This is a genomic window from Aureimonas altamirensis (assembly GCF_001463885.1).
Lineage (GTDB): Bacteria > Pseudomonadota > Alphaproteobacteria > Rhizobiales > Rhizobiaceae > Aureimonas > Aureimonas altamirensis.
In genome coordinates, this window is sequence record NZ_BBWQ01000020.1 from 286015 (window position 1) to 305097 (window position 19083).

The 19083-nt window shown below is 65.3% G+C and carries 21 protein-coding genes; 9 read left to right on the forward strand and 12 right to left on the reverse strand.

The genetic code is table 11. The annotated features are described in order from the left end of the window. Positions 1-5 precede the first annotated feature (5 nt). On the forward strand, positions 6-857 hold the full coding sequence (fabI, locus tag AUL31_RS15935) for an enoyl-ACP reductase FabI (RefSeq protein ID WP_060608905.1): 852 nt from the start codon (positions 6-8) through the stop codon (positions 855-857). Positions 858-929: 72 nt separating this feature from the next. Here fabI and AUL31_RS15940 read toward each other — a convergent pair whose 3' ends face one another. The 6 genes from AUL31_RS15940 to AUL31_RS15965 form a co-directional block, all read right to left on the reverse strand. Continuing rightward, on the reverse strand, positions 930-1808 hold the full coding sequence (locus AUL31_RS15940) for a 3-hydroxybutyryl-CoA dehydrogenase (RefSeq protein WP_060608907.1): 879 nt from the start codon (positions 1806-1808) through the stop codon (positions 930-932). Between the two features lie 60 nt (positions 1809-1868). Then, the gene (locus AUL31_RS15945) at positions 1869-2798 is read right to left on the reverse strand and encodes an electron transfer flavoprotein subunit alpha/FixB family protein (RefSeq protein ID WP_060608911.1); all 930 of its coding nucleotides are present in this window, start codon (positions 2796-2798) and stop codon (positions 1869-1871) included. 19 nt (positions 2799-2817) lie between these two features. Next, complete coding sequence (locus tag AUL31_RS15950; protein ID WP_060608914.1) at positions 2818-3567, reverse strand: electron transfer flavoprotein subunit beta/FixA family protein; 750 nt, start codon at positions 3565-3567, stop codon at positions 2818-2820. A gap of 94 nt (positions 3568-3661) precedes the next feature. Next, positions 3662-4237: a cob(I)yrinic acid a,c-diamide adenosyltransferase gene (locus tag AUL31_RS15955; protein WP_060608918.1), complete on the reverse strand. Its 576-nt coding sequence runs from the start codon at positions 4235-4237 to the stop codon at positions 3662-3664. A gap of 15 nt (positions 4238-4252) precedes the next feature. After that, positions 4253-4441: a twin transmembrane helix small protein gene (locus AUL31_RS15960; protein ID WP_060608921.1), complete on the reverse strand. Its 189-nt coding sequence runs from the start codon at positions 4439-4441 to the stop codon at positions 4253-4255. Positions 4442-4490: 49 nt separating this feature from the next. Further along, the gene (locus AUL31_RS15965; protein WP_060608925.1) at positions 4491-5366 is read right to left on the reverse strand and encodes a DMT family transporter; all 876 of its coding nucleotides are present in this window, start codon (positions 5364-5366) and stop codon (positions 4491-4493) included. A gap of 100 nt (positions 5367-5466) precedes the next feature. Between AUL31_RS15965 and AUL31_RS15970 the strand changes: the two genes are divergently transcribed. After that, positions 5467-6477 carry an AEC family transporter gene (locus AUL31_RS15970; RefSeq protein ID WP_244489435.1) on the forward strand — a complete coding sequence of 337 codons (1011 nt, stop codon included), beginning with the start codon at positions 5467-5469 and terminating at the stop codon, positions 6475-6477. Here the strand turns inward: AUL31_RS15970 and gluQRS are convergent. Next, on the reverse strand, positions 6443-7348 hold the full coding sequence (gene gluQRS, locus AUL31_RS15975; protein WP_143190292.1) for a tRNA glutamyl-Q(34) synthetase GluQRS: 906 nt from the start codon (positions 7346-7348) through the stop codon (positions 6443-6445). The two genes, AUL31_RS15970 and gluQRS, sit on opposite strands and share 35 nt — an antisense overlap. 10 nt (positions 7349-7358) lie before the next feature. Between gluQRS and AUL31_RS15980 the strand changes: the two genes are divergently transcribed. Then, positions 7359-8045 carry a DNA-3-methyladenine glycosylase family protein gene (locus AUL31_RS15980; protein ID WP_244489436.1) on the forward strand — a complete coding sequence of 229 codons (687 nt, stop codon included), beginning with the start codon at positions 7359-7361 and terminating at the stop codon, positions 8043-8045. 150 nt (positions 8046-8195) lie between these two features. Next, complete coding sequence (locus AUL31_RS15985) at positions 8196-8756, forward strand: HNH endonuclease (protein WP_060608935.1); 561 nt, start codon at positions 8196-8198, stop codon at positions 8754-8756. 4 nt (positions 8757-8760) lie between these two features. Here the strand turns inward: AUL31_RS15985 and AUL31_RS15990 are convergent, their stop codons facing one another. After that, positions 8761-9258, reverse strand: a complete 498-nt coding sequence (locus AUL31_RS15990; protein ID WP_060608938.1) for a disulfide bond formation protein B — start codon at positions 9256-9258, stop codon at positions 8761-8763. A 60-nt stretch (positions 9259-9318) separates the two neighbouring features. Continuing rightward, positions 9319-10032 (reverse strand): superoxide dismutase, encoded by a 714-nt coding sequence (locus AUL31_RS15995; RefSeq protein WP_082646982.1) that lies wholly within the window; start codon positions 10030-10032, stop codon positions 9319-9321. Positions 10033-10222: 190 nt separating this feature from the next. Here AUL31_RS15995 and AUL31_RS16000 point away from each other — a divergent pair, with 190 nt between their 5' ends. The 4 genes from AUL31_RS16000 to AUL31_RS16015 are packed head-to-tail and all read left to right on the forward strand — an operon-like array spanning position 10223 to position 14736. After that, entirely contained in the window at positions 10223-12460 is a 2238-nt protein-coding gene (locus AUL31_RS16000; RefSeq protein ID WP_060608941.1) for an ATP-binding protein, read from the forward strand. Next, entirely contained in the window at positions 12460-12933 is a 474-nt protein-coding gene (locus tag AUL31_RS16005) for a response regulator (protein WP_060608944.1), read from the forward strand. Before AUL31_RS16000 ends, AUL31_RS16005 begins: the two co-directional genes overlap by 1 nt. Next, on the forward strand, positions 12930-14351 hold the full coding sequence (locus AUL31_RS16010; RefSeq protein ID WP_060608947.1) for a sensor histidine kinase: 1422 nt from the start codon (positions 12930-12932) through the stop codon (positions 14349-14351). Before AUL31_RS16005 ends, AUL31_RS16010 begins: the two co-directional genes overlap by 4 nt. Position 14352: 1 nt before the next feature. Further along, positions 14353-14736: a response regulator gene (locus AUL31_RS16015; RefSeq protein ID WP_073469434.1), complete on the forward strand. Its 384-nt coding sequence runs from the start codon at positions 14353-14355 to the stop codon at positions 14734-14736. 11 nt (positions 14737-14747) lie between these two features. Here the strand turns inward: AUL31_RS16015 and AUL31_RS16020 are convergent, their stop codons facing one another. Then, entirely contained in the window at positions 14748-15551 is an 804-nt protein-coding gene (locus AUL31_RS16020; protein WP_060608953.1) for an exodeoxyribonuclease III, read from the reverse strand. Between the two features lie 83 nt (positions 15552-15634). On the opposite strand from AUL31_RS16020, the gene AUL31_RS16025 reads away from it, so the two are divergent. Continuing rightward, positions 15635-16522 carry an alpha/beta fold hydrolase gene (locus tag AUL31_RS16025; RefSeq protein ID WP_060608956.1) on the forward strand — a complete coding sequence of 296 codons (888 nt, stop codon included), beginning with the start codon at positions 15635-15637 and terminating at the stop codon, positions 16520-16522. Position 16523: 1 nt separating this feature from the next. Here AUL31_RS16025 and AUL31_RS16030 read toward each other — a convergent pair whose 3' ends face one another. Then, on the reverse strand, positions 16524-17156 hold the full coding sequence (locus tag AUL31_RS16030) for an outer-membrane lipoprotein carrier protein LolA (RefSeq protein WP_232413188.1): 633 nt from the start codon (positions 17154-17156) through the stop codon (positions 16524-16526). Positions 17157-17325: 169 nt separating this feature from the next. Beyond that, positions 17326-19083 (reverse strand): DNA translocase FtsK (locus tag AUL31_RS16035; RefSeq protein ID WP_280137916.1); only part of this gene is annotated, 1758 nt, incomplete at its 5' end.

Sequence of the window (19083 nt, forward strand, 5' to 3'; positions counted from 1 at the left end):
CGGCTATGGGCGACCTGATGAAGGGAAAGCGCGGGCTCGTCATGGGCGTCGCCAATCACAATTCCATCGCATGGGGCATCGCCCGCCTGCTCGCCGCCCATGGCGCCGAAGTCGCCCTCACCTATCAGGGTGACGCTTTCGGAAAGCGTGTCCGGCCGCTTGCCGCGGAGATCGGCAGCGAAGTCCTTCTCGACTGCGATGTGGAGGATGTCGCCAGCGTCAACGCTGCCTTCGACGCGTTGGAGGAGCGCTGGGGCAAGATCGACTTCGTCGTCCACGCCATCGCCTTCTCGGACAAGTCCGAGTTGAAGGGGCTCTACGCCGACACCACGCGCGAGAATTTCGTGCGCACCATGGTCATTTCCTGCTTCTCCTTCACGGAGATCGCGCGGCGCGCCGCCGCCATCATGAACAATGGCGGCTCGCTGCTGACGTTGACCTACGATGGTTCGCAGCGCGTCATGCCGAACTACAACGTCATGGGCGTGGCCAAGGCCGCGCTGGAGGCTTCGGTTCGCTATCTGGCCGCCGATTTCGGACCGCGCAACATTCGCGTCAACGCCATTTCGGCAGGGCCGGTGCGCACCCTTGCGGGGGCCGGCGTGTCCGATGCCCGGCTGATGCTGAACTATCAGCGCCGCAACGCCCCGATGCGCCGCAACGTCACCATAGACGAGGTTGGTGGCACCGCGCTGTACCTTCTGTCGGATCTCGCCAATGGCGTCACCGGCGAAATACAGTATGTGGACGCGGGCTACAACATCATGTCGATGCCGGCACTGGACGAGCTGAAGGCGCAGGAGCGCCGCGCCGTGATCGCGGGCGATGCGGAGCCCGGAGCCGAAGTCGGCAAATAAGGGCAATCGGCCTTTTAGAAACATGAGCCTCGGCGCGTCGGCCATCGACGCGCCAGCCCCGATTATCTGCCCTTAACGCGTCGGAACGGGGGTTTCGCCGCGATAGTCGTAGAAGCCGCGCTTGGTCTTGCGGCCAAGCCAGCCCGCTTCGACGTACTTCACCAGCAGCGGACAGGGCCGGTACTTGGAATCGGACAGCCCATCATGCAGGACCTGCATGATCGACAGGCATGTATCGAGGCCGATGAAATCGGCAAGCTGCAACGGCCCCATCGGATGGTTCGCGCCCAGCTTCATCGACGTGTCGATATTCTCGACCGAGCCGACGCCCTCATACAGCGTGTAGATCGCCTCGTTGATCATCGGCATCAGGATGCGATTGACGATGAAGGCCGGGAAGTCCTCCGAAACCGTCGTCACCTTGTCGAGCTTGTCGGAAAAGGCCTTGGCCGATGCGAAGGTTTCGTCCGACGTCGCGATGCCCCGTACCAGCTCGATCAGCTTCATGATCGGAACGGGATTCATGAAGTGGATGCCGACGAACTGTTCCGGACGGTCGGTGGATGCGGCAAGCCGCGTAATGGAAATGGACGAGGTGTTCGTCGCCAGGATCGCATCGGGGCGCAATTCCGGGCAGACCTGCTGGAAAATCCGCCGCTTGACGGCCTCTTCCTCGGTGGCCGCCTCGATGACGAGATCCGCATCGCGCATGGCCTGCACGCCATCGGCGGCGACGATCCGCGACAGGGCCGCCAGCTTCGCATCCTCGGCCAGCTTGCCGGATGCGACCTGGCGCGCAAGGTTTGCCTCGATGCGCTGCAAACCGGCCTGCGCGCGCTCGTGGCTGACGTCCTGAAGCACGACGTCGAAGCCGCCCAGCGCCGCGACATGCGCGATGCCGACGCCCATCTGCCCTGCCCCGATCACGCCGACCTTGCGAATCTCGACCATTCCAGTCCCCCGGATAAATGATGCAGGCGGCCTGTGCCGCCTGCACGCATGATAATCGGCTCAGAGCTTGGATTGAAGCTCCGGCACGATCTGGAAGAGATCTCCGACAAGGCCGTAGTCGGCGACCTGGAAGATGGGCGCATCCGCATCCTTGTTGATGGCGACGATGACCTTGGAATCCTTCATGCCTGCCAGATGCTGGATGGCGCCGGAGATGCCCACCGCAAGGTAGAGCTGCGGGGCCACGACCTTGCCGGTCTGGCCCACCTGCCAGTCGTTCGGCGCGTAGCCGGCGTCGACCGCCGCGCGGCTGGCCCCCACCGCGGCACCCAGCTTGTCGGCCAGAGGCAGGATCACTTCCTCGAACTTCTCCTTGGAGCCGAGCGCCCGGCCGCCCGACACGATCACCTTGGCCGCCGTCAGATCCGGACGCTCCGAGGCCGCGACCTCCTCGCCCACGAAGCGCGAGCCGCCCGCATCGCCGGCCGCAGCGACCGCTTCCACCGGCGCGCTGCCGCCTTCGCCCGTCTCGCCGAAGGCCGCCGTGCGCACCGTCAGCACCTTCTTGCCGTCGCGCGACTTCACCGTCTCGATGGCGTTGCCGGCATAGATCGGGCGCTGGAACGTATCGGGGCCGTCCACCGCGATGATGTCGGATACCTGCATTACGTCCAGCAGCGCCGCGACGCGCGGCAGCGCGTTCTTGCCGTGGGTGGTGGCCGGCGCCACGATGGCGTCGTAGCCATCGGCCAGCCCAACGATCAGCCCAGCCAGCGGCTCGGCAAGGCCGTGCCCGTAGGCCGCGTCGTCGGCATGCAGCACCTTGTCCACGCCGGCAAGGCGTGCGGCGGCGGCGGCCACGTCCGACGCGCCCTGCCCCGCCACCAGGATGTGGACCGGCGCGCCCAGCTGCGACGCCGCGCTCAGCGCCTTGGCCGTCTCGCCCGACAGATGGGTGTTGTCGTGTTCGGCGATCAGTAGTGTCGTCATCTTGCTGCCTCCCGCAATATCAAAGAACGCCGGCTTCGGTCTTCAGCTTGCCGATCAGCTCGTCCACCGAGCCGACCTTCACACCGGCCTGTCGCTTGGCCGGCTCCGCCGTGTTCAGCACCTCGAGCCGCGGCGCGAGGTCGAGGCCCATATCGGCCGCCGACCGCTCGTCCAGCGGCTTCTTCTTTGCCTTCATGATGTTGGGAAGCGAGGCGTAGCGCGGCTCGTTCAGCCGCAGATCCGTCGTCACGATGGCCGGCAGCGCCAGCGACACCGTCTGCAGCCCGCCATCGACCTCGCGCGTCACCTCGGCATTGCCGTCGGCCACGGACAGCTTCGAGGCGAAGGTGCCCTGCGGCCAGCCCAGAAGCGCCGCCAGCATCTGGCCGGTCTGGTTGCTGTCGTCATCGATCGCCTGCTTGCCGAGAATGACGAGGTCGGGCTTTTCTTCCTCGACGATGGCGCGCAGAACCTTGGCAACGCCAAGCGGCTCGACCCGTTCGTCGCTCTTGACCAGGATCGCCCGGTCGGCACCCATCGCAAGCGCCGTGCGCAGCGTTTCCTGCGCCTGCTGCGGCCCGACGGAAACCACGACGATCTCCTCGACCCCGCCCTTTTCCTTCTGGCGGATCGCCTCTTCCACCGCGATCTCGTCGAACGGGTTCATGCTCATCTTCACATTGGCAAGATCGACGCCACTGCCATCGGACTTGACGCGAATTTTCACATTGTAATCGACAACGCGCTTGATGCAGACCAGTATCTTCATGGACCTCGGTTTTCTCCCTCGTCATGCCCTGTCGGCGCCTGCCAAAGGCATAAGCATAATTTACGTTTACGTCAAAGCTTGAACCGTTCCAGCTTTAACTCCGCGTTGCGCCGGGTACCCATAGAACATCGGCCCGGCCCTCGTCATTGGCGATGCGCGCCGCAACGAAAAGCCAGTCCGACAGGCGGTTGACATACTGAAGTGCCGGGTCGGAAACCGTCTCGCCATCCACCCTCGACAGGCCCACCATCAACCGCTCGGCCCGCCGGGCGACGGTCCGGGCATGGTGCAGGTGGGCGGATGCCGGCGTGCCCGCAGGCAGCACGAAGGAGTTCAACGGCTGAAGGCGCGCATTCATGGCGTCGATCTCGCGCTCCAGCCTGTCGACCTGCCCCTTCGTGATCGCAAGGCGCTCATATGGCAGGGGTTTGCCGGTGTCGGGCGTCGCCAGATCGGCGCCAAGGTCGAACAGGTCGTTCTGGATACGCGCCAGCGCCGCATCCGCAGGCGCATCGGCATGCAGCCGCGCCACGCCGATGACGGCGTTCAACTCGTCGACCGTGCCATAGGCTTCGATGCGCAGATCGTCCTTCGGGCGGCGCTCGCCGGTGCCGAGCGCGGTCGTGCCCTTGTCTCCGGTGCGGGTGTAGATGCGCGTCAGGCGTACCATCGGTCTCCTATCCGGTCAGCGTGCGAATACGAGAAAGATGACGATGATGAGAACGGCGATCGCCTGCAACATCACGCGAAGGCGCATCAGTTGCTGCGACCGGTTGCCGGGCCCGCCCACCAGCATGTTGCGCAGGCCCGCCACCAGCACGGCAACGACGGCCAGCATCACGGCGAGGGCCAGATAGGTCAGAAAGGAGGACATACGGGCATTCCAGTTGCTTTCCCTCGATATAGTCGGAATGGCCCGTGCTTCAAACCGGCTTGCGGGCGGGACGCATAGCCGCATGGACGCCGGCGCCGGCAATGACGAGGCCCAGCAGCTGCACCAGCGTCAGGCTTTCGCCGAACAGCAGAAACGCCATCACGGCCGTAACGCCCGGTGTCAGATACATCAGCGACGCCACCTTGGAGACGGCCCCTTCGCGGATCATGAACAGCAGCAGCAGGATCGCCCCGATAGACAGGACGACCGTCAGCCAGACCAGCGCGAAAACCAGCTCTCCCGTCCAGTCGACGGCCATCGTCTCAGTCGCAATCGCCATCAGGGTAACCGGCAGCAGCGCACCGACATATTGCAGCGCCGTCCCGGTGCGCAGATCGACCCCGCCGACGAAGCGCTTCTGCCAGACCGTCCCGGCCGAGATGGCGATGGCCGCCAGGATCACCGGCACGAGGGTCTGCCATCGGTAGACGCCGTCGGGCGACAGGTTCGGCACCACCACCAGCCCGACGCCCAGAAGCCCCAGAAGCAGCCCCATCCAATGGCGCGGCGTGATGCGCTCGCCAAGGAAGGACGCTGCCATCAACGCGGTCACGATGGGCTGCAGGCCGACGATCAGTGCGGCAATCCCGGCAGGCAGGCCGTGCCGGACCGCATAGAAGACACCGCCCAGATACAGGCCGTGGATCAGGCTTCCGGCGATGCAGGCGTGCAGCGCCGGCCTGCCGCGCGGCCAAGGGGCGCGCGTCAGCAAGACCCAGGGCAGCAGCAGGCACAAGGCCAGCGCGAAGCGCATGGCCAGGAAGGTGAACGGCTCGGCATGCGGCATCGCATAGCGCGCACCGATGAAGCCGGTGGACCAGATGAGAACGAAGAGCGCAGGAAACAGTGGGACGAGCCGGATCATGATCGGTGCCGGCAGGACCGGCCTTGGGGATGGAATTACAGGTTCCAATCCCGTATCAGGCAAAGCAGGCGGTTGAAAGCACCGACCGGTTGCCGCCCTGGTGTCAGCATCTGTTGCCACGGTCCATCACAGCGATCCACCCGCCGGTTCCATGTCCCTTATCCTGTCCATCATCGTTCCCGTCTTCGGTCTGATCGCACTTGGCTACGGTGCCGGCCGTGCCCGCCTGCTGCCGAACTCCGCACCCGAAGCGCTGTCGGCATTCGTCTTCGTCGTGGCGATGCCGACGGTGCTGTTCCGAACGTTGGCCACCGCACGCTTCGATGCCGGCAATCCGCTGGCGCTGTGGGTTTCCTATTTCGCCGGTGTCGTCGTGGTGTTCGCGCTCGGCATGCTGGTGGCGCGTCGGCTTGGCCGCAGCGACCGGCGCGCCGCCGTCATCGCCGGTGTCGGGGCGAGCTTCTCCAACCTCGTCTTCGTCGGCGTTCCCATCGCCACGCTGGCCTATGGCCAGGAGGGCCTCAGCGTCCTTGCCATGCTGCTGGCGGTCCATCTGCCGCTGATGATGATGGGGTCCACGCTCCTCATCGAGCGCGCCGCGCTTCTGGATGCGCGCGACGACGCGTCCGGCGGCGGGCAACGGCTTCCGGTCGCGGATATCGCGTTGCGGGTCGGGCGCAACCTCGTCAAAAGCCCGCTCATTCTCGGTATATTCGCGGGGTTGGCCTTCCGCCTGACCGGCCTGCCCCTGACGGGCCCGCTGGGGGACATCGTCACCCTGATGGCCGGCGCGGCCGGGCCCGTGGCGCTGTTTTCGCTGGGCCTGACGATGACGCGGTTTCGTGTGCGGGGCGACATGCCGGTGGCACTGGCGATCTCGGGGCTGGCGCTCATTGTCCAGCCGGTCGCGGTCCTCGGCGTGGGTGCGCTGCTGCTGCCGCGCGAATGGCTGGCGCTGACGGTGGCGATGGCCGCCTGCCCCTCGGGCGTCAACGCCTATCTCTTCGCCACCTATTTCCGCAGCGGCGAAGGTATTGCCGCAACGACCATCATAATGACGACGGCCCTGTCTGCCGTCAGCCTGACGGTCTGGTTGCTTCTGCTCGCATAGGGGGCAAGCCGACCATCCGGCGGATATCGGCGGGCGTCAGGCCGGCCGCGCGGAACGTCGACAGCGCCACCGACTGTATGCTTTTCGACAGTTTGCGGCCCTCGGCATCGAGGATGAGATCGTGGTGATGGTAGATGGGAGCCGGCAGGCCCAGAAGCGCCTGCAGCACCCTGTGCACCGAGGTGGCGGGCGCCAGGTCGCGCCCGCGCACCACGTGCGTTATGCCCTGCAGCGCATCGTCGACGACCACCGACAAATGATAGCTGGTGGGCACGTCCTTTCGCGCCAGGACCACGTCGCCCCACAGCGCCGGCTCGGCGAGGATCTCGGCTTCGCCGTCCTCGCCGCCGGTTTCCACGAAGGACAATGCACCGACGCGCCGGATCGCCTCCGCCATGTCGAGCCGCCACGCATAGGGCATGCCTTCGGCGATGGCCGCGCGCCGCTCGTCTTCGTCCATGTTTCGGTCGAGGCGCGGATAGAGCGGCGCGCCGTCCGGATCTCTCGGATAAAGCAAGCCGGTCTCGTCTTCCGAAGCGGCGGCAAACGCCCTTGTGTCGCCGCGCGTCATGAAGGCCGGGTAGGCCAGCCCGTCATCGGCCAGCGCCATGAGGGCGGCCTGGTAGTCCGCGAAATGCTCGGACTGCCGGCGGAAGGGCGGTGGCGGCAGCACGCCGAGCCAGGCGAGGTCGTCCACCAGCGCGGCCTCCAGCGCGGGCGTGCAACGGGCCGTATCGATATCCTCCAGCCGCAACAGCAACGTGCCGCCCGCCTCTGCCGCCAGGTCGGCGTTGATCAGCGCGCTATAGGCGTGGCCGAGGTGCAGCGCCCCGTTCGGGCTGGGCGCAAAGCGAAATACGGGCGCCGCGATGGACTGGACCATGACTCCTCTTATCTTCAGCTCCATGATTCGAAGCCTGGATGATATCAGCATAGGGCTCGACGCCCTCGCCGCCATGGACGAGCGCCTTCTGCCCGTCATCGAAAGGGCGGGCGCCTTGCCCCTGCGCGCCGGCGATCCGGGCTTGCCCGGCCTTGCCGCAACCCTGATGGGCCAGCAGGTTTCGAGCGCCAGCGCCACGGCGATCACCAGCCGGCTCGCCGGCATGGTGGACCTGAACGACGCAGCGTCCATCCTGGCCCTGGACGACACGGCGTTTCGCACCGCTGGCTTGTCGCGCGCCAAGGAGCGGACGCTTCTCGCCATCGCCTCCGCCGTCATCACCGGCACGCTCGACTTCGACCGCATCGCAGCCGCCGACAGCCGGGCTGCGATTGCCGAACTGACGGCCGTTCCCGGCATCGGCCCATGGACGGCGGAGTGCTATCTCCTCTTCTGCCTCCGCCGGGAAGATGTCTTCCCCGCCGGCGACCTTGCCTTGCAGGTGGCGGTGGCGCACGCCTTCGGGATGGAAGAGCGCCCCGGCGACAGGCCCCTGCGGGCGATGGCCGAGCTGTGGTCGCCGCACCGCTCGGTGGCCGCGCGCCTGTTCTGGGCATATTACGCGGCCGTCACCCGCCGGGACGCCACCCCTGCCGCGTTGCAACAAGACGGAAAGAGCCTGTGAATCCGTCCGCATGCCCTGTTTGTCCGGCTTCACAAAGCCGACATGATGCGCCACGATAGTGCCACAGCGAATTCTTCGGGCATGAGCATCGTATCATCGCAGGACCGGATTCGATTTTGCGAGATGCTGCTTCGGTAGAGGAGACCATCCTTGACGATCGCGGTGCATTCCGGTCTGACTCCGGCTCTGGTATTGAACGCCGATTTCAGACCGCTCAGCTATTACCCACTCTCGCTCTGGTCCTGGCAGGATACGATCAAGGCGGTCTTCCTGGACCGCGTCAATATCCTGGCCGAATACGACGTCGCGGTGCATTCGCCGTCCTTCTCGATGCGCCTGCCCTCGGTCGTCTGCCTCAAGACCTACGTCAAGCCGGCGCGGCACCCGGCCTTCACCCGGTTCAACGTCTTCCTGCGGGATCGTTTCCAGTGCCAGTATTGCGGCTCGCCGCACGACCTGACCTTCGATCATGTCATTCCGCGTTCGCGCGGGGGGCTGACCACCTGGGACAACGTCGTGGCGGCATGCTCTCCCTGCAACCTGCGCAAGGGCGGGGCCATGCCGCAGGATGCCGGCATGTTCCCGGCACAGAAGCCCTTCCAGCCCACGGTGCACGAGTTGCACAACAACGGGCGGATGTTCCCGCCCAACTTCCTGCACGAAAGCTGGCTCGATTATCTCTACTGGGATTCGGAACTGGAGCCCGAATAGGCCCTCAGCCGCGTCGCAACGCCGTTCGGAAGGCCGCGAAGGCAAGGAGTGCGGCCGCGATCACGTTCCAGCCGGCCATGGAAAGGCCGAGGACACGCAAGGCAGCCTCGCCGCAGGATGGCGGGCGGACCGCATCCAGGCTGGACAGGAGATCGCCCGTCAGGTCCATGGCGGCACCGGCGGCACAATCCGCCGGGCCTGCCCAGAACCCCCATTCGACCCCGGCGTGATAGACGCCGAGCGCCAGCGTCCAGAGCATCAGGATGCCGATAAGTGCGAACAGGCCGCGTATGATGGCCTGCGGCAGGCGCACCGACACCGCCACGATCGTGGCGATGCCGACGCCGAGTCCGATATAATAGGGCGTCCGCTGTTCGAGGCAGAGCGCGCAGGGCATATAGCCCCCCACATGCTGGAACAGGAGGGCGGTGCCTACCACGGCCCCCATTGCGAGGGTCAGGCCAACTGCGGCGACGCCCTGTCCGGCTTGCGACTGTGCCATGCTGCACTCCACGATATGTCGCGGATCGCGATAGCATGGCCGCCGCGCACCGGCAAAGGGTCAGTTGGCGGTTGCCAATGCTGCGTCGTAGCGCTGGGAAATCACGTCCCAGTTGACCACGCCCCACCATGCCGACAGATATTCCGGACGCCGGTTATTGTACTTCAGATAGTAGGCGTGCTCCCAGACATCGTTGCCGATGATGGGCGTTCCCTTATCCTCGGCCACGTCCATCAGCGGATTGTCCTGGTTGGGCGTGGTCGTGATCTCGAGTTCGTTTGCGTCGTTGACGATCAGCCACACCCAGCCCGAGCCGAAGCGCCCGGCCCCAGCCTGGTTGAAGGCCGTCTTGAAGGCGTCCATATCGCCGTAGACCGCCTCGATCGCCGCCGCGAGCTCTTCTGATGGTTCGCCGGCCGCGTCGGGCGCCACCATGCTTTCCCAGAAGAACGTGTGGTTCCAGTGTCCGCCGGCATTGTTGCGCACCGCCGCCGGATAGGTGCCGGCATTGACCACGAAATCCTCCAGCGTCACGCCTTGCAACGCCTCGTCCGCAGCCACGGCCTTGTTGAGATTGTCCACATAGGCGCGGTGATGCTTGTCATGATGAAGCGTCATCGTTTCGGCGTCGATGACCGGGTCGAGGGCGTCGGCCGCATAAGGCAGATCGCCCAGCGTGAACGGCGCCTCGGTCGTGGCGGCGTCCTGCGCCAAAGCAGGACCGGCCATCAGGCCGGCGATGATCAGGGTAGGCAAGCCTGCGAGTTTCAGCATGTTGGAATCCCTTTTGCTGCACGTCTGTGCATTGGACCGGGGAGCTAGGGCACCGCATCGATCTGCAACCGGGCATCGCGCCGCAGGGAGAACACACTTGCTTGAATTCCAGAATCCGAATCCGCCGCCGGGACCGCTTGGCAAAGTCCCGCGTTGCACTTACAGAATGCGATGGAAAGGATGCCTCCCCATGGTTGAGAATGCCGAAGTCGGTGGCGCGCCGGGGAATATATCGTCCTTTGCCGATCGTTGTGCACGCGAACCGATCCATATTCCCGGCAGTATACAACCGCATGGATTTCTGCTGGTCGTGGACGGTGCGTCGCACGCCGTCATCGCTGCCAGCGCCAATGCAGGGCCGCATCTGCGGATAGAAGGCGCCGTCATCGGAGCCAGGCTCACCGACATCCTGCCGCAGGCGCAACCTGTATTGGCACTGGACGCCGGCGAGCCGACGGACGGACCGGCCACGTTCGGCCGCGTGGACCTCGGCGGGGCGACTTACGAGATGCTGGCGCATGCGAGCGGCCGGTTCATCATCGTGGAACTCGAGGAAGCGGATGCCGAGGCGGCCGGCTCGCTCGATACGCTCTATCCGCAGATCCGCCGCTTCGTTTCGGAAAGCCGCAGCCACGCCACCCTGGAAGAGCTGAACGCGGCTGCCGCGCGCATCGTGCGCGCGCTGACCGGCTTCGACCGCGTGCTGGTCTATCGTTTCGACGCGCACTGGAACGGCACCGTGATCGCCGAAGACGGCAACGGCAAGCTTCCCTCTTACATGGACCTGCGTTTTCCGGCCGCCGACATACCGGCGCAGGCGCGGGAGTTGTATCGCCTCAACCGGCTGCGCATCATTCCGGATGCCGCCTACGAGCCGGTGCCGCTTCTGCCGGCGGACGGCGAGCCGATAGACCTCAGCTATTCGGCGCTGCGCAGCGTTTCCCCGGTGCATGTCGAGTACATGCGCAACATGGGCACCCCGGCATCCATGTCCATCTCGCTGGTCGAGGGCAATCGTCTGTGGGGCCTGATCTCGTGCCACAACGCCACACCACGCCGGGTGCCCGCCCATGTGCGCACGGCCTGCGACTTTCTTGGACAGGTCGTCGCCCTGCAGATCGGAGCGCGGCTGCGCAGCGAGGAAACCGCCCAGCGCGTCGCGCGCCATGCCATCGAGGCGCGGCTTCTGTCGGCGATGGCGTTGAGCAGCCAGTATTCGCAAGGGCTCTCGGACAGCCCGCAGGATCTGCTTGCACTGACCGACGCGGCCGGCGCCGCCGTCGTGACCAACGATCGACTGGAGATGGTCGGCGAAACCCCGGGCGAGGATGCGATCCGCGATCTCGTCGCCTGGCTGTTCCGCACGCAGTCGCATGACGAGGTGTTCTCGACGGATTCGCTCGCCGAGACCTTGCCCCGTGCCGAGGCCTATGCGGCAACGGGCTCCGGCGTGGTGGCCATCTCGATTTCGCAGCTCCACCCGAGCTACGTTGTGTGGTTCCGGCCCGAGCAGGTCCAGACCGTGCGTTGGGGCGGCGACCCCCGTAAAACCACCGACCCGCGCCAGGAGCGGCTGAACCCGCGCACGTCCTTCGAGATGTGGAAGGAAACGGTGCATCGGCGGTCCGCCCCATGGACGCCGGCGCAATTGGCAGCCGCCGCCAGCCTGCGCAATGCCATCGTCGGGATCGTCATGCGCAAGGCCGAGGAAATGGCCGGGCTGACCGAGGAACTGCGCCGAAGCAACCGCGAGTTGGAAGCCTTTTCCTATTCGATCAGCCACGATCTGCGCGCGCCGTTCCGCCATATCGTGGGCTTTGCCGAACTGCTCAAGGAGAGTTCCGCGATCGGCGAGGACAAGCGCGCCGGCCGCTATGTCGACACCATCATCGATTCGGCTTTGTCGGCCGGTCGCCTTGTCGACGATCTCCTGGGATTCTCGCAGATGGGCCGCTCGAAGCTGGTGCCGGTCCGCGTCAACATGAACCGGCTGGTCGGCGAAGTGCTGCGCATGCAGAAAACCGAAACCGGCGATCGCAGCATCGACTTTACGGTGGAGGAGCTGCCCGCCGTCGACGGTGACCCGATCTTCCTGCGGGCCGTGTGGCAGAACCTTATCGGCAATGCGATCAAGTACACGCGCGGCACGGACCCCAGCCACATCACCATCGGCGCGCAGGCCGGCGAGGACGAGGACATCTACTTCATCCGGGATGACGGCGTCGGCTTCGACATGCAATATGTCGACAAGCTGTTCGGCGTTTTTCAACGCCTGCATCGGATCGAAGACTACGAGGGTAGCGGCATCGGCCTCGCCAATGTGCGTCGCATCGTCGACAGGCATGGCGGTCGCACCTGGGCCGAAGGCTCGCCCGGCAAGGGCGCGACATTCTATTTCTCACTTCCTCGCCTTACGGAGGGCGATTGATGCCGGATATCAAACCGATTCTGCTTGTCGAGGACAATCCGAACGATCTGGAACTGACCCTGCACGCCTTGGAGCGCAGTCTTCTGGCAAACGAGGTCGTCATTGCGCGCGACGGCGCCGAGGCGGTGGACTGGCTGAAGACGACCGGCGCGCACAAGGACCGCGAGACGGGCGACCCGGCGGTCGTGCTGCTGGACCTCAAGCTGCCCAAGCTGGACGGACTCCAGGTGCTGGAGCGCATCAAGACCGACGATGAGCTGAAGCATATCCCGGTCGTCATGCTGACCGCCTCCAAGGAGGAAAGCGACCTGGTGCGCAGCTATTCGCTCGGCGTCAACGCCTTCGTCGTCAAGCCGGTGGATTTCAAGGATTTCTTCAAGGCGATCCAGGATGTCGGCGTGTTCTGGGCGATCCTGAACGAACCGCATCCACCGCGGCGGCGCGATCAGGCGATGAAGGTCACCGAGGTATGACGCCACCCCTCGGCGCGACACGCATTCTCAATCTCGAGGACAGCGATCTCGATGCCGCCCTGATCGAGGAGCATCTGCGCCTCGCAGGTATCCGCCACGAAACCCATCGCGTCTGGGACAGGGCGGCCTTCCTTGCGGCACTCGATGCCGGCGGTTTCGACCTGATCCTCGCCGATTATCGGCTGCCGACCTTCGATGGGCTATCCGCACTGGAACTGGCCCGCATCCACGCGCCCGACATCCCCTTTATATTCGTGTCCGCGACACTGGGCGAGGAAGTGGCGATCGAGGCGCTCAAGAAGGGGGCCACGGATTACGTCATCAAGTCTCGGCTGGGGCGGCTCGGCTCCAGCGTGGCGCGCGCCCTCCGGGAGGGTGCGGAGCGCCGCGCCCGCGAGTTTGCGGAGGAAGAGTCCGTCAATACGCGCAGGCGTCTCAGCGCCGCGCTCAGCGTGGCCGAAATCGGCACATTCGAGTGGATGCTCTCCGACGACACGGTGATCCTGGACGAGCGTTCGCTTGAAATCCTCGGCCTCGACGGCGCAGCCGTGCGCCTGATGGAAGAGTTCAAGTCGATCATCGCGCCGGACGATTTCGCGCGCGTGCGGGAGGCGGCCTATGCCGGACGGGGAACGCGCGAGCGCTTCGCCGTCGAGTTCCGCGTCGAGCACAAGCATGGCCTGGTGCGCGACGTGGCGGTGGTGGGCGACTGGTTCGGGGCCGAGGGAGATAAAGACGAGCGCGGCATCGGCGTCCTGCAGGATGTGACGGACCAGAAGGCCTCGCGCGAGCGGCAGGCCATCGTGGTGCGCGAGTTGCATCACAGGGTCAAGAACAGCCTGTCCACCGTTCAGTCCGTCATCAATTTCACGCTCAAGACCTCGCCGGACATGGCGGCTTTCCGCGACGGCATTTCGGCCCGCATCGCTTCCCTCGCCCGCAGCCATGCCCTTCTGACCAACGATCAATGGCGCGGCATTCTGCTGCGGGAGGTCATTTCCTCGGAACTTGCGGCCTATGATGATGGTTCGCGGATCAGTTTATCGGGACCATCGGTGTACCTGCCATCCGAATTGGCGGTCTCCTTCGCCATGGCGATACACGAGTTGACGACGAATGCCGCCAAGCACGGCGCGTTGTCCACGCGGGACGGAGCCGTGACGATCGATTGGTCCATCGACCGGGAGGACGATGTGGATATGCTGGAAATCGTCTGGCAGGAGAGCGGCGGTCCGCCCATACTCGACGAGCCCACACGCAAGGGCTTCGGCACGACGCTGCTGCAGCGCCTGCTGACGATGCAGATCGGCGGAACCGTCGTGTCCACCTTGCCGCGCGACGGGGCGCGGGTCGTTATCCGGGCGCCCTTGATGGATGTATCCCCCTCTCCCATGGGCGATGCGCGTGCAGGCCTCTGACATGAAGGACCTGTGGGCGGGCAAGCGCGTTCTCGTTGCGGAAGACAACCCGCTCGTGGCGATGGATATCGAGGATACGCTCCTGGCGGTCGGCGCACAGGTGGTCGGCCCCGTAGCCGCGGCGGCGGATGCGGTCAGCCGTTGCCTGAACGGGCCGCTGGATGCCGCCATCCTGGATTTCAACCTGCATGGAGGGCCGGTGACGCCCGTCCTGGAAATCCTGTGGGAGCGTTCGGTGCCGATGGTGATCTGCACCGGTGCCGGCCTGCCGCAGGAGGTCAGCTCGCGCTTTCCCGGCCTGCGTGTCTGCCTGAAGCCCGTGGTTCCCGAAACGCTGCTGACCCGCCTGAGCGAAGCGCATGAGGCGGTGATGGCGGGTCGCTGAGGCGGGGCCTGTCAGATATCCAGGCTGACGACGATGGGGACATGGTCCGATGGCCGCTCCCACCCCCGCGCGTCACGCAGGATTTCGACCGAGGTCAGATGCGGTGAAAGATCCGCGGAAGACCAGACATGGTCGAGCCGGCGTCCCCTGTCGGCCGCCGTCCAGTCCTTCGCGCGGTAGCTCCACCAGGTATAGACCTTTTCCGGCAGCGGCAGCGCCTGCCGCACGAGATCGCTCCAGCCCCCTTCCGCGATCACCCGAAGCAGGCCCTCGGTCTCCACGGGCGTGTGCGACACGACCTTCAGAAGCTGCTTGTGCGACCAGACATCCTCGGGGAAAGGCGCGATGTTGAGATCGCCGACCAGGATGGACGAGACGCCCGGCTCTCCCGACGCGCGCATGGATCGCATCTCTTCCACGAAATCCAGCTTGTGCCGGAATTTGGGGTTGATGGCCGGGTCCGGCTCGTCGCCTCCGGCGGGGACGTAAAGATTGTGAACCCGTATGGCCCGCTGCCCGACCGCGATCCTGGCCGAGAGGTGGCGTGCATCGCCGACGGCGCAGTAATCCTGGGTGACGACATCGTCGAAGGGCATTTTCGAAAGCGTGGCCACCCCGTGATAGCCCTTCTGGCCGTTCATCGCGATATGCGGGTAGCCCAGCGCCTCGAAACGCTCGCGCGGGAACAGGTCGTTCGGGCATTTCGTCTCCTGGAGGCACAGGACATCGGGGGCCACCTCCATGATCAGCCGTTCGACGATCGGCATGCGCAGGCGCACCGAGTTGATATTCCATGTTGCGATCTTGAAGGCCACGGGCGCTAGCACACTTTTCGGGTTCGGGCAGACAGGTTCCTTATGGACAAGGCACCCTGTCGCATCAACCCGCCGGAGGTGACATGTTCGAAGGCTTTGAAATGCGCAAGGTTGCCGGGGCGGGCGCCGATATTCACATGCGCATCGGCGGCGATGGACCGCCCTTGCTGCTGTTGCACGGCTTTCCGCAGACCGGCGCGATGTGGGCCACGATCGCGCCGGCCCTCGCACAGCGCTTTCGCCTCTTCGTTCCCGACATGCGGGGTTACGGCCAATCATCGACGCCGGACAGCAAGGGCGGCTCGGCCTATACCAAGCGCGTCATGGCGCAGGACATGGTTGCCGCCATGCAGGCGCTGGGCCACGAGCGCTTCGCCGTCGCCGGCCACGACAGGGGTGCGCGTGTCGCGTACCGGATGGCCCTCGACCACCCGTCGACCATCAGCCGGCTGGCGGTCCTGGATATTCTGCCGACGGCCGAAGTGTGGCGCCATATGAACGCCGAGGAGGCGCTCGAAACCTATCACTGGATGTTTCTTGCGCAGCCGAACCCCATGCCCGAGCGGCTGATCGGCAGTGACGCGGTGTTCTACCTGGACCATACGATCGCAAGCTGGACGAAATCGCATGCCCTGGCGCCCTTTTCGTCGGAGGCGCTCGCCGAGTACAGGCGCAGCTTCGCAAGGGGCGACTACATCCATGCCGCCTGCGAGGATTACCGCGCCGGAGCCACGGAAGACCGAAGGCTGGACGAGGAAGACCTGGCATCCGGCCGTCGGATCGCCGCCCCGACACTGGCCCTGTGGGGCAGCCACGGGATTGCGGCCTCCGTCGGGGATGTGCTGGCCGTCTGGCGCGGCTGGTGCGAAAACGTCGAGGGCGAGGCCGTCGATTGCGGCCACTTCGTCGTGGAAGAAGCGCCCGAGCCGGTGACGCGGGCGCTTGTCGGCTTCTTTTCGCAGCGCGGCTGAATCAGCCGCGCGTCTGCCCCATGGCAATGGAGTTGTAGGGGATCACGAAGACGGAGGGGTCGATGCGCACCCCTTCCTTCACGTCGTAGATCATCACCGTCGTGTCCTTGCCCTGGGCGTCGCGGATCGTCCACTGGCGCAGATCGTTGGTGTTCGGATCGAACATCATCGTGATGCGCGAATTGCCGAAGACCGACTTGTCACCCATGACGATGGTGGTCAGGTCCGGGCCTTCCTGCACGTTCTGGATATTGGCGCCCGACAGGTCGATGCGCCTGTCCAGGAGCAGCTTCATCGGCGTCTTCGACAGCGGATACAGATCCCACGTGTTCATGCGGCGATTGTTCACCGCGACCTGGCTGCCATCGGCGATAACGCGGAGCGGCTGGCCGCTGTAGTCGAAGCGGATCTTGCCCGGACGCTCGATATAGAACTTGCCCTCGGTCTGGTTTCCGGCGGCGTCGAACTGCACGAAGCTTCCGGCCATGGACTGCACGGACGAGAAGTGATCGGCCACGCGCTGCGCCACGGCGCCGGCCGACTGCGCATAGGCCGGCGCGGCCATGGGCAGCGACAGGGCTGCGGCCAGGGCGAGCGCCCGGATCGGAAGACGATTTCGCGGCCTTTTCGACACAAGTCGATTCCACATGGGGCTAACGGTCCTTTTGTCTTTGGCGTCCCTGCCTGGGAAAGGTTTCTGAATATTCCTCGCCTCGGGCAGTTTTGGGGCGCGTCTTTCCCCTCTCGATCACAAGATGGGGACGGGATGCCGCCATGCTAGTGCCGCGTCCCGGAATCCTCGTTCAGGCATTGTCTGTCGGCACCAGGATTTCGCGTTTTCCGGCATGATTTGCCGGCCCGACCACGCCCTCCTGTTCCATCCGCTCGATGATCGACGCCGCCCGGTTGTAGCCGATCTGCAGCCGCCGCTGGACATAGGAGGTCGAGGCCTTGCCGTCGCGCAGCACGATGGCGACCGCCTGGTCGTACAGATCGGCGGATTCGTCCATGCCACCGGCCGAGCCAGAGCCGCCCGAGGCGATCTCCTCCTCGTCGTCTTCCTCGAGGATCGAGTCGAGATAATCGGGCACGCCCTGCGATTTGAGATGGGAGACGATCGCCTCGACCTCGGAATCGTCGACAAAGGGTCCGTGCACGCGCTGGATACGCCCGCCGCCTGCCATGAACAGCATGTCGCCCATGCCCAGAAGCTGCTCGGCCCCCTGCTCCTGCAGGATGGTGCGGCTGTCGATCTTGGACGTCACCTGGAAGGAGATGCGCGTCGGGAAGTTGGCCTTGATGGTGCCGGTGATGACGTCCACCGAAGGGCGCTGCGTGGCCATGATGACGTGGATGCCGGCGGCACGCGCCATCTGCGCCAGGCGCTGGACGGTGCCTTCGATCTCCTTGCCAGCCACCATCATCAGGTCGGCCATCTCGTCGATGATGACGACGATGTAGGGCAGCGGCTGCAGGTCGAATTCCTCGGACTCGAAGATCGGTTCGCCGGTTTCGCGGTCGAAGCCGGTCTGCACCGTGCGCGAGATGGTCTCGCCCTTGTCGATCGCCTGCGCCACCCTGGTATTGAAACCGTCGATGTTGCGCACGCCGACCTTGGACATCTTGCGGTAGCGGTCTTCCATCTCCCGCACCGTCCACTTCAGCGCCACGACGGCCTTCTTCGGATCGGTGACGACAGGCGACAGTAGATGCGGGATGCCGTCATAGATCGACAATTCCAGCATCTTCGGATCGATCATGATCATGCGGCACTGCGACGGCGACAAACGGTACAGCAGCGACAGGATCATGGTGTTGATCGAGACGGACTTGCCGGAACCCGTCGTACCGGCAACCAGCAGATGCGGCATCTTGGCAAGGTCGGCGATGACCGGCTCTCCGCCGATGGTCTTGCCGAGCGTCAGCGGCAGCTTGCCCTTGTTCTGGCTGAAGCTTTCCGCCGCCAGCATCTCGCGCAGATAGACGGTTTCGCGCTTGCGGTTGGGCAGCTCGATGCCGATGGCGTTCTTGCCGGGGATAACGGCGACACGCGCCGCGATGGCACTCATCGACCGGGCGATGTCGTCGGCAAGGCCGATGACGCGGGACGATTTGATGCCGGGCGCCGGCTCGAGCTCGTAGAGGGTGACGACCGGGCCGGGCCGCACCTCGATGATCTCGCCCTTGACGCCGAAATCGTCCAGGACGCCCTCCAGCAGACGGGCGTTTTCCTGCAGCATCTCGGGCGTCAGGGAATCGTCGCGCGCCAGCGCACGGGGCGGCGACAGAAGGTTGATGGACGGCAGCTCGAAGAATTCCGGCTGGTACGCATGGGCGGGTTCGCCCTGATAGACGCGCGCCGGGGCCGTGTTGCGCGCCGGAGCCGAGGGCGCCGATGCCGGAATGACGCGAACCGGCTTTTCCAGCGACGGCATGGGCGCGGACGCCGGGCGCGATGGCGCGAAGCCGGGGTCCTGGCGCTCCGCACCGGTGTCGTTACCGGGCGTCCGGTTGCGCCCCAGTGTCGGGAAGGCCACGACATTGGCGGGGATGAAGTCGCG